This is a genomic window from Pseudomonas sp. (genome assembly GCF_049645325.1).
Taxonomy (GTDB): Bacteria; Pseudomonadota; Gammaproteobacteria; order Pseudomonadales; family Pseudomonadaceae; genus Aquipseudomonas.
Window position 1 is genome coordinate 1 of record NZ_JBARTQ010000491.1, and the last position, 11,143, is coordinate 11,143.

The 11,143-nt window shown below is 61.3% G+C and carries 8 protein-coding genes; 3 read left to right on the top strand and 5 right to left on the bottom strand.

The window, feature by feature from the left end; translation table 11 throughout:
• Positions 1-191 precede the first annotated feature (191 nt).
• Positions 192-467, bottom strand: a complete 276-nt coding sequence (locus WBB95_RS20975; RefSeq protein ID WP_424489319.1) for a helix-turn-helix domain-containing protein — start codon at positions 465-467, stop codon at positions 192-194.
• Positions 464-1,789, bottom strand: coding sequence for a type II toxin-antitoxin system HipA family toxin (locus WBB95_RS20980; RefSeq protein ID WP_424489320.1), 1,326 nt, complete (start codon positions 1,787-1,789; stop codon positions 464-466). The genes WBB95_RS20975 and WBB95_RS20980 overlap by 4 nt, the downstream gene beginning before the upstream one ends.
• Positions 1,790-2,027: 238 nt before the next feature.
• Between WBB95_RS20980 and WBB95_RS20985 the strand changes: the two genes are divergently transcribed.
• Together WBB95_RS20985 and WBB95_RS20990 are read left to right on the top strand one after the other, a co-directional pair.
• Positions 2,028-5,000, top strand: a complete 2,973-nt coding sequence (locus WBB95_RS20985; protein ID WP_424489321.1) for an autotransporter outer membrane beta-barrel domain-containing protein — start codon at positions 2,028-2,030, stop codon at positions 4,998-5,000.
• A gap of 109 nt (positions 5,001-5,109) precedes the next feature.
• Positions 5,110-6,384, top strand: coding sequence for an autotransporter outer membrane beta-barrel domain-containing protein (locus tag WBB95_RS20990; protein ID WP_424489322.1), 1,275 nt, complete (start codon positions 5,110-5,112; stop codon positions 6,382-6,384).
• 75 nt (positions 6,385-6,459) lie between these two features.
• Here WBB95_RS20990 and oadA read toward each other — a convergent pair whose 3' ends face one another.
• Positions 6,460-8,268 (bottom strand): sodium-extruding oxaloacetate decarboxylase subunit alpha, encoded by a 1,809-nt coding sequence (gene oadA / locus WBB95_RS20995; protein ID WP_424489323.1) that lies wholly within the window; start codon positions 8,266-8,268, stop codon positions 6,460-6,462.
• A gap of 11 nt (positions 8,269-8,279) precedes the next feature.
• A complete protein-coding gene (locus WBB95_RS21000; RefSeq protein WP_078739853.1) occupies positions 8,280-9,695 on the bottom strand; it encodes an acetyl-CoA carboxylase biotin carboxylase subunit in 1,416 nt (471 codons plus the stop codon).
• A 196-nt stretch (positions 9,696-9,891) separates the two neighbouring features.
• Between WBB95_RS21000 and WBB95_RS21005 the strand changes: the two genes are divergently transcribed.
• Complete coding sequence (locus WBB95_RS21005) at positions 9,892-10,866, top strand: LysR family transcriptional regulator (RefSeq protein ID WP_424489324.1); 975 nt, start codon at positions 9,892-9,894, stop codon at positions 10,864-10,866.
• On the opposite strand, the gene WBB95_RS21010 is transcribed toward WBB95_RS21005, so the two are convergent.
• Entirely contained in the window at positions 10,796-10,990 is a 195-nt protein-coding gene (locus WBB95_RS21010) for a PA3496 family putative envelope integrity protein (protein WP_424489325.1), read from the bottom strand. The genes WBB95_RS21005 and WBB95_RS21010 overlap by 71 nt on opposite strands.
• Positions 10,991-11,143: the final 153 nt, after the last annotated feature.

Sequence of the window (11,143 nt, forward strand, 5' to 3'; positions counted from 1 at the left end):
CTCCCACAGTTTTAGATCTTCAGCGATTTAGGGCTGTGCGCTCAGCCGCCTTTACCGACTTTCCAGCCCAACGCCTTCAAGGCGTCGCAACCGTTGTGCAGTAAAGATGCATCGACGACCGCCGAACCGGTAAGGCACCCGCTATGACTGGATATGCCTGACCACATCTGAAACCCTGAAAAATCCTTTTCCTACAAATTTCTGCGAACCTTCACCACTCCCATCTTCAAACCAAATGGCCCGAACACCGCATTCAAGGATTTCAGCGTCTGATTCCCTTCGCCATGCTCGATATGCACGAGGGTGCGCACTGAAATTTTGCACATTTTGGCGAACTGGCTTTGATGCAAGCCGGTGACTTCGGTGCGCAGGCGACGTACCGCTTCGGCGATCTCCAGTGAACCGTCGGCCAAGGCATCCTGAATGCTTTCGATCAGCAGGGTTCGTTCTTCGACGGTCAGGCTCATTTCAGTCCCCACTCTCTCAGGCGGTATGGCAAGTTTTTCAAGGCAATTCCAGGGTGGTTCATTGTCACGGCAGGCAAGCCACTGGCGCTGAGGATTTCAGGCAAGGCGGACAGTTGCTGGGCGGTCTCCCGGAGACCATCGAACAGCGCTTTGCTGTCAACCAGGTCACCCAGCGAATTGCACACCCCCCGCCAATCCACCTCGCCCGCCCGCTCCAGCTCTCTAGGCCATTTGGTGCTACGTGTGATCCCCTCGTCATCCATCACCATAGGTGCCAAGTCGTAGATTGGGGCAAGGCGCACGGCGTTCGCTTCTCGGATAATTGAAGTATTCCGACCGTGGTTATCCGAGTTACCGAGGATTTTGTTTAACAGATCACGCCTGAGGTAGTCAGCGACCAACGCAGGCACAGCATCGGATTGGCCAGCCTTGCGCCAAAAGTCGGCGAGCAATTGCACCACTTCACGATGTCCCATGGCACTGCCGGGTACCGTGATGCCCCCCAATGAATAGATCGATTCGACGGCATAACGCTCGACCCCCTGCGCAGTGACACTTCGATCAAAACGTTGCATCCACACACTGGGCTTGCTCGCCTCTTCCAGAGCCAAGCCTGACGCCGCGACCGTTTCAATGCCCAAGGTCTGCAAGGCTTTGTAGTAGTGGTATTCGCTACGCAGAATGTCCTGATCAGTCTGCGTGCCTTTGTTGCGCGCAAACTTCACAAACCAGTGCTGCTTGACCTGCGCGTCATTGAGGATCGCATCCGGAAACAACAAACCGTCCTGGTTTTCCGTCAGCAGTAGCTTCGGCGCTTCGCCACCAGCCCCCGTGGCCCCACCGATGGCTGCGCCTTGTTCATAGGCATATTCGAGGAAGCGGTTATCTCGCTGAATGACTTCCTGACGCTCAAACCCTAAAGGACGCTGACCATCCAAAGCTTCTACCGACTCTTTGATCCGCATATGGCCAATGGGGGCAGGCGTACTGCGCATCAGTAGAAAAAGGTCTGCACTGATGTCATCCGGTTTTTCTCGGCCAATCCGTGCCATCAAAAAACGCTTGGCAGCACCGGCCGGTGCGATGTCATGCACGAAAGCGGGAGCATTCCGGGATCTGCCCCCTTCCCATTGCAGAGGGAATCTGGCGCTCACGGACGTGGCAAAGGGCGTTGCCAGTTCATCAAGGTGGTTCACCAGATAGCGTTGGTCATACCCAAAATTGCATCGACTTTCGAAACCCGACTGCGGCGTGTCAAATGTCAGGAGCATGGCGTCCTGCCATTTTCCCTCGGTGTAGAGTTGTAGCGTCAGGCTGACCATGGCTCTCACCTGCAATCTAATGCACTCATAAGCAATAAAAGGGTTTCCAAATTGCAATATAGTGCAGTTTTAACGCGTCCGCATCTTTATAAACTGCAATATAGTGCATATTCCGAATAAAAACTAAAGGCTTTGTGCAATAAAATGCAGATATGGCCGATGTCACGCCACCGACACATTCCTGCAATCCCCCTCCGCTATACAGGTCGACTCGTTTCCCATAACAAGGTCGCCCACCATGCCCCCGTCTCCCCATCGCCTCGCGCTCGCCATCACTTTATTGGCTGGCAGCGGCTTCGTCGAAGCGGCACCTGCGCCCGCGAAAAACCTGCAGATCGACACCCCCACCACCACCGGGCAAACCCTGGGCGGCAATGATGCGTTGACCACCTCGGCGCCGGGCAGCATTACCACGCCTGGCGTGGCGGTGACCTTGAAGGATGGCACCAGCGGCGCAGGCGTGGTGATCACCAACGCGGGCAAACTGATCTCCAGCGGCGGGCGTGGCATCGACAGTTCGGGCACGATAACCGGCGGGCGCGACTACAAGATTTACAACCTTGCCGGTGGCGTGATTCAGGGCGCCAATGACGCGCTGCGCATCAACAGCAACTTTGCCAGCGGTACGTTGCTGATCGACAACAGCGGCACCATCCGCTCCGCTACCGGCCAAGGGCTGGACCTGGATGCGATCCGCAGCAGCAACGTCACCACCACTATCATCAACCGCGCAGGCGGGCTGATTCGCGGTGATGCCAGCGACGGCATGAAGACCGGCGGCAACGCCACCCTCACTAACTATGGCGAGATTTCCACCGGCGACACGTTCTCCCGCGACGACAAGTTCGACGGCGTTGATATCGACTCGGCCACCGGCGTGACGGTGACCAACTACGGCCTGATTTCCGGTGGCCGCCACGGCATCACCACTGACTTGGGCGCCACGCTGACCAACTACGGCACGGTGATTGGTCGCAACGGCTCGGGCTTCGGCTCCGACGGCGACGGCACGGTGATCAACCACGGCACCATCACCGGCGCGTTTTCCGGGCTGCAACCGGACGGTGATGGCGACGGCGTGGACATCGACAAGATCGCCCACATCGAAAACTACGGAATCATCCAGGGCATCGGCGCCGGCGGTGTGGACAAGAACGGCTTCGCCAACGGCAGTGAAGGCATCGCCCTGGGCGGTGGCTACGTCTACAACGCCCGCGGCGCGCTGGTCAGCGGCGCCAATAACGCCGTGCTGGTGGACGACGGCAGCGACGGCCCAGGCGTTGCCGCGACGACCCTGGAAAACCACGGCACCCTTCAGGGCTTGAATGGTTTTGGCGTGAAGTTCGTCGGCAACTTTGCCGACACCGTGATCAACGGCGGCACCATCAGTGGCAGCAACGGCCTGGCCCTGGATTTGGGCGGTGGCGACGACAAACTGGTGTTGCTCAGCGGCAGCCGCTTTGTCGGCCTGGCGGACGGCGGCGCAGGGTATGACCGGGTGACCATGGACGACCCGGCCGGCGGCAGTTTCGGCAATAGCCGCAACTTCGAATGGCTGGACGTGAAGCAAGGCACCTGGACCCTCACCAGCAACGGCGATTTCAGCGACGGCGGCGAGATTTTCAGCGGCGCCACGCTAATCAACCAGGGTGGCATCGCGGGGAATGTCAGCGTCGACGCCGGCGGTATTTATGCCGGTGGCGGCTCGGTGGGCAGCCTGGTGGTCAACGGCACGTTGCAGACCAGCACCGCCTTGGGCACCGCCACCATCACCCGCGACCTGACCATGGGCAGCGGCGCGACCCTCGCCTATGGCGTGAACGCCGACGGCAGCAGCGCGCCGGTCCAGGTCGGCGGTACCGCCTACCTCAATGGCGCCACCTTGGCCGTCAACCCAGGCACTGGCACTTACCCGTGGCAGAGCCATTACACCGTGCTGCAAGCGGGCAGCATCAACGGCACCTTCGGCAACGTCACCAGCGATTACGCATTCCTCACGCCAACCCTGGATTACAGCCCCACCCAAGTCGGCCTGACGTACACGCGCAACGACATCAACTTCAATCAGTTCGCCAGCACCGGCAACGGCAGCAACGCCGCCAACAGCCTGGCGAGCCTGGGCAAAAACAACGTGCTGTATAACGCCCTGCTCAACACCACAAACGCCACGGCAGGCGCGGCCATCGAGCAACTGGCGGGCAGCAGCACCGCCAACCTCACCAGCGCCACCCTCGGCGCCAGCGCCCAAGTGGGCAACAGCATGCTCGCGGCGATGCATCAACTGGGCGGCGGCGCAGGCTTGCTGGTCGGCCTTGATCAGAAAGACACGCCCGTACTCGCCGCCACCGGCGTGCCCAGCGCCGCGCGCAACCTCAACGACCCCAACGCGCGTGGCCGCCTGTGGCTGCAAGGCATCGGCAGTTACGGCAAGCTCGACGGCGACCATGGCAGCAACGGCCTGACCCAACGCACCAAAGGCACCGTGCTCGGCGCCGACTGGGCCCTCGACAGCGCGTGGCGCGTGGGCGTACTGGGCGGTTATTCGAAGACCGACCTGGACACCACCGGCGTCGACGGCAGCGTCGACAGCTGGCACGCCGGCATCTACGCCCTGCGCCAAAGCGGGCCACTGGCCCTGCGCCTGGGCGCGGCCTACAGCGGGCACCAGGGCGACAGCAAACGCACAGTCGCCTTCAATGGTTTCAGTGACCGCCCCAAAGGCGACTATGACGCAAACAGCCAGCAGGCTTTCGCCGAACTGGGCTACGCCCTGGGCAGCGGCCGCCTGAGTGCCGAACCGTTTGCCAACCTCGGCTACCAGCGCTATCAGCGTGACAGCTACACCGAAAAAGGCGGCGCCGCCGCGCTGCATGTCGACGGCCAGACCCAGGATAACGTCAGCAGCACCTTCGGCCTGCGCCTGGCGCACCTGAGCCAACTGGACAACGGCGTCAGCCTCACGCCACGGGTCAGCGCCGGCTGGAAGCACACCTACGGCGATGTCGACAGCAGCACGCGCCAGGCTTTCCTGGCCGGTGGCACGGCGTTCAACGTCGAAGGCAGCGCCCTGGACCGCAACAGCCTGTTACTCGAAGCCGGGCTGGATGTCGGCTTGTCAGCCCGCCACAGCCTGGGGCTTGGCTATACCGGCGAGATTGGCAGCAACAGCCGCAACCACGCACTGATCGGCCAGTGGCAGATGAGTTTTTAATCGCTGCGCACTAAGGACAACTCCCGCACACCAGGGGTCGATAGCCTGACAGTTATCGGCCCGCCATCTCGCTAAATTCCCGGCCTCATTCATCAGAGGTCGCGACTTCATGCCCTTTTCAGCCCCGCTCCTTGCACGCGCTATCACCCTCGCTGTCGGCGTAGCCTGCGCTCAACTTGCCCAGGCAAGCGTGCCTTTTCAGTTCGACCTGGATTTGCCCTACGACCATTGGTTTTACGAGCCCGTTGCCCAAGCCGAGCCCTTCGACAACTACCTGAGTCGACAGGCGAGCACACGTAACGGCAAACAGGCTGCCCTGGCGCTCGACCCAGCGCTGCGGCGCAGGCTGCAATCCGGCGAGTTGACCTCCGAACAGATCAAGGCCCTGGAAAAGCTCAGTGACGGAATTGCCCGACAACCCGGCGGGTTTGGCGCGGTGCTCGAACAACTGGCGGGCAGTCAAAACGCCAACCTGGCGGCTGCGACCCAAAATGCCACTGAGCAAATCGGTCACCAATTGCTCTCGACCCTGCGCACACTGCCCAGCGACGACGATGGCCGCGTTTGGGTGCAAGGCCTGGGGAACGACGGCAGCCTCGATAAGCAAGGCGCCAGCGCCGGCCTCAAATATGCCACCCAAGGCGTGCTGCTGGGCGCGGACTGGGCGCTGGACCCGGCCTGGCGAGTGGGTGTGATGGGCGCAAAATCCACCAGCCGCCTGGACGCCAAACGCTTCGCCGCCGAGTTGGACAGCTGGCACCTGGGCGGTTATGCCGTGCGCCAGGACGGCCCGCTGGCCCTGCGTCTGGGCGCGATCTACAGCAGCCATGGCGGGCAGACCAAACGCGGCGTCCAGGCCTTCAGTTACAAGGACTCGCTCAAAGGCAGTTATGACGCCACTCGCCAAACCCTGTTTTCAGAGCTGGCTTATCAACTCGGCAGCGCCGACCTCAGCGTGGAACCCTTTGTCGGCCTGGGTTACCAGCGCTACCACCGCGACAGTTTCAAGGAAAAGGGCGGGTTGAGCGCACTGAACGTCGGCGCGCAAACCCAGCAAAACCTGAGCAGCACCTTTGGCCTGCGCCTGGCCACGGTGTACCGGTTCGACAATCGGATGAGCCTCACACCCCATGTGAGCACGGGTTGGAAACACCTGTACGGCGACGTCGGCAGTGAGGTGCGTCAATCCTTCAGCCAGGCGGCGCTGCGCACGGGCGACTTCACCATCAACGGCACCGCGCTGGACCGCAACAGCTTGAACCTGCACGCCGGGCTGGATTTGGCGCTGTCGACAGAACACAGCCTTGGCCTGGCCTACACCGCTGAAAAAGGCTCCCACAGCAGCAGCCATGGCCTGACGGGGCAGTGGCAGATGCAGTTTTAACCGCGCCAAATCGCAGGCAAAAAAAAGGAGGGCACCTGCCCCCCCGAGGATTAAGCGGTAGTGTCGAAGGCTGGATCAGCCTTCGATTTCAATCAGGATTTCGCCAGGGTTGACCCGGTCGCCCTTGGCCACGTGAACAACGGTCACCTTGCCGGCAATTGCTGCCTGCACTTCGGTTTCCATCTTCATGGCTTCGGTAATCAGCACGGCCTGACCGGCCTTGACCACGTCACCTTCCTTGACCAGCACGTCGACGATATTGCCCGGCATCGCCGTGCTGACATGGCCCGGCTCGGTGGCGTGCTTGCGCTTGCTGCCGCCGCTGCTGACAAACTCGTTGAGCGGTTCGAACACCACTTCTTCCGGCATGCCGTCGATGGACAGGTAGAAGTGACGCTTGCCTTCGGCTTTCACGCCGACACCGGTGATGTCTACGCGGTAGCTTTCGCCGTGCACGTCGATGACGAACTCGGTCGGCACGCCTTCGCCACCGGCACGCGCCACGCCGCCAGCTTCAGGGATCGGCAACAGCACTTCCGGCGCCAGGGTGCCGGCGTCGCGCTCTTCAAGGAACTTGCGGCCAATGTCCGGGAACATGGCGTAGGTCAGCACGTCTTCTTCGGACTTGGCCAACGCGCCGATTTCGCCACGCAGCTTGGTCATTTCCGGCTTGAGCAGGTCGGCCGGGCGCACGTCGATCACTTCTTCGCTGCCAATGGCCTGGCGGCGCAGTTTCTCGTTCACCACGCCCGGCGCCTTGCCGTAACCGCCTTGCAGGTAGAGCTTCACTTCGTTGGTGATGGTCTTGTAGCGCTCGCCGGCCAGCACGTTGAAGAACGCCTGCGTGCCGACGATCTGCGACGTCGGAGTGACCAGCGGCGGGAAGCCGAGGTCTTCACGCACGCGCGGGATTTCGGCCAGCACTTCGCTCATGCGGTTGAGTGCGCCCTGCTCTTTGAGCTGGTTGGCCAGGTTGGAAATCATCCCGCCCGGTACCTGGTTGACTTGCACGCGGGTGTCGACGGCGGTGAATTCGCTCTCGAACTGGTGGTATTTCTTGCGCACGGCGTAGAAGTACAGGCCGATTTCCTGCAGCAGCTCAAGGCTCAGGCCGGTGTCGAATTCGCTGCCTTTAAGCGCCGCGACCATCGACTCGGTGCCCGGGTGGCTGGTGCCCCAGGCGAAGCTGGAAATGGCGGTGTCGATGTGATCGGCGCCGTTTTCGATGGCCTTGAGTTGGCACATCGCGGCCAGGCCCGCGGTGTCATGCGAGTGGATAAAGATCGGCAGGCTCTGCTCGGCTTTCAGCGCCTTGACCAGCTCGCCAGTGGCGTACGGCGTCAGCAGGCCGGCCATGTCTTTGATCGCGATCGAGTCGCAGCCCATGGATTCCAGATGCTTGGCCTGGGCCACAAAGGCTTCGACGGTGTGCACCGGGCTGGTGGTGTAGGCGATGGTGCCTTGGGCGTGTTTGCCAGCCGCTTTGACCGCTTCGATGGCCACGCGCAGGTTACGCACGTCGTTCATCGCGTCGAAGATGCGGAACACGTCAATGCCATTCACCGCTGCCTTGGCCACGAACGCGCGCACCACGTCGTCGCTGTAATGGCGGTAGCCCAGCAGGTTCTGGCCGCGCAGCAGCATTTGCAGGCGAGTGTTAGGCAACGCGGCGCGCAGTTTGCGCAGGCGCTCCCACGGGTCTTCTTTCAGGAAGCGTACGCAGGCGTCGAAGGTCGCGCCGCCCCAGACTTCCAGGGACCAGTAGCCGACTTTGTCGAGCTTGTCGCAGATCGGCAGCATGTCGTCGGTGCGCATGCGGGTCGCCAGCAACGATTGGTGAGCGTCGCGCAGGATGGTGTCGGTGACAAAGATCTTCTTGCTCATTCTTATATTCCTCACAGGCCTGCGTGGGCGGCGATGGCGGCGGCGATGGCCAGGGCCAGCTCTTCGGGTTTGCGCTTGATCGAGTAGTTGGTCAGTTCAGGGTGAGCTTCAACAAAGCTGGTGTTGAACTGGCCGCTGCGGAATTCCGGGTTACGCAGGATTTCCTGGTAATAGGCGGCGGTGGTCTTCACGCCTTGCAGGCGCATGTCGTCCAGGGCACGCAGGCCACGGTCCATGGCTTCTTCCCAGGTCAACGCCCACACCACCAGTTTCAGGCACATGGAGTCGTAGAACGGCGGGATGGTATAGCCGGTGTAGATCGCTGTGTCGGTACGCACGCCGGGGCCGCCGGGCGCGTAGTAACGGGTGATCTTGCCGAAGCTCGGCAGGAAGTTGTTCTTCGGGTCTTCGGCGTTGATACGGAACTGCAACGCAAAACCACGGTGCTGAATGTCTTCCTGTTTCACCGACAGTGGCAGGCCCGACGCAATGCGAATCTGCTCACGCACGATGTCGATGCCGGTGATTTCCTCGGTGATGGTGTGTTCCACCTGCACGCGGGTGTTCATCTCCATGAAGTACACCTCGCCCTCGGCGAGCAGGAACTCCACGGTGCCGGCGTTCTCGTAGCCCACGGCCTTGGCCGCGCGCACCGACAGGTCGCCGATGTAGGCGCGCTGTTCAGGGGTCAGCTGCGGGCTTGGGGCGATTTCGATGAGCTTTTGGTTACGGCGCTGGATCGAGCAGTCGCGCTCGAACAAATGCACCACGTTGCCGAAGCTGTCACCGAGGATCTGCGCCTCGATGTGCTTGGGATTGACGATGCATTTTTCCAGGAACACTTCCGCCGAACCAAAGGCCTTGGTGGCCTCGGAGATGACGCGGGGGAAGGCTTGTTCGAGTTCTTCACGGCTGTTGCAGCGACGAATGCCGCGCCCGCCGCCGCCGGAGGTGGCCTTGAGCATTACCGGGTAACCAATGCGGTCACCTTCGGTGAGGGCTTCGGCGATGTCGGCAACGTTGCCTTCGGTGCCCGGCGTGACCGGCACGCCCGCCTTGATCATGCTGCGGCGCGCTTCGGTCTTGTCGCCCATGCGGCGAATCACTTCGGCTGACGGGCCGATGAATTTGATCCCGCGTTCGGCGCAGATGTCTGCCAGTTCGGCGTTTTCAGACAGGAAGCCATAGCCAGGGTGCAGCGCGTCACAACCGGTTTCCACGGCCAGGTTCACCAGCTTGCGCGGGTTCAGGTAACCGGCCAGGGGCTCGGCGCCAATGCTGTGGGCTTCGTCGGCACGTTTGACGTGCAGCGCGTGGCGGTCGGCGTCGGAAAAAACCGCGACCGAGCGAATGCCCATCTCGGCGCAGGCACGCACGATTCGTACGGCAATTTCACCACGGTTGGCGATCAGGATCTTTTTTATCACTTGGAAATTCCCTTGAGCCGATTGCTGCGTTCTACGACCCCTTGGATCCGGGTCGGCGCGTGACCAAATGTTTCATGACAGTCGCGAGACACACACTATGCGCACCGGAGGATTAACAAAAATCAATAATTATTGGGTTGTGTATAAGTAAAGACTTATAGTTGGCGCCACGGCGGTCGGAAAAAGGGATTTATTAATGCGTAAGTCATTGATGCGTATGACATTGCGTCAGTTGCAGATTTTCAATGAAGTCTGTGATTTGCGTTCCTACAGCCGCGCTGCCGAGGAAATGTCTCTCACACAACCGGCCGTTAGCCTACAAATTCGCCAGTTGGAAGAGCTGATCGGCCAGCCGTTATTTGATTACGTGGGCAAAAAGCTCTACATGACCGAGGCCGCCGAAGCCTTGCAACGGGCCAGCCGCGATATCTTCGGGCGCCTGGAAAACCTCGATATGCAGCTCTCGGACATGCAGGGATCGCTGCAGGGCCAGTTGAAGCTGGCGGTGGAATCCAGCGCCAAGTACTTCGTGCCGCACCTGTTCGCCGCCTTCAAGCGCCAGCACCCGGAAGTGCAGTTGCACCTGACGGTGGTCAACCGCGCCCAAGTGATTCGCCGGCTGTCGGACAACCGTGATGACCTGGTGATCATGTCGATGGTGCCCCAGGACATGGGCCTGGAATTCCTGCCGTTCCTCAACAACCCGATCGTCGCCGTCGCGCCGCCGGACCATCCTTTGAGCCTGCAGGGCCCGCTGCGCCTGCAAGACCTGGAGCCTTACACGCTGCTGCTGCGCGAACCGGGTTCCGGCACGCGGCTGGCGTGCGAGGAATACTTCAAGGAAAAACGCGTGCACTTCACCCAGACGGTGGAAGTGGCCTCGGCCGAGGCGCAGCGTGAGTGCGTGAACGCCGGGCTGGGCGTGGCCTTGCTGACGCGCCACGCGGTCAACCTGGAACTGGCCACCGGCGGGCTCAAGGAGCTGCCGGTGGAAGAGCTGCCGCTGTACCGCAGTTGGTGCCTGGTGCAGGCCAAGGCGAAGCGCCTGTCACCGGTGGCCCATGCGTTCCTGGGCTTTATCCGCAGCGAACGGGTGCAGATCAGCGCGTTGGCTGAGCGTTTCGCTGGGCAGCCACGGGCGCCTGCCAATGGAGTTCCGGGTAGTCACTGATGCTCTGGAGCAGTTGGCGCTCTTCGCAACGGTCTTCGATTGCACGACGAAACGCCATACGGCGCTGGTCTTCCTGCTGACGACGGGTTTTGACGGTGCTGCTGTCTTCGTATTGCCGGGCCATGTTGAGTCTCCCAATGCGAGTACGGGGAGTACAGGATGGGCGCAGGGGATGACGGTTTGGCGGCGTGGGGGTTACAGGACGATGAATATTCTGGATCTGCAGGAAATCCAAATGTGGGAGCGGGCTTGCTCGCGAATGCGGTGTGTCAGTCAC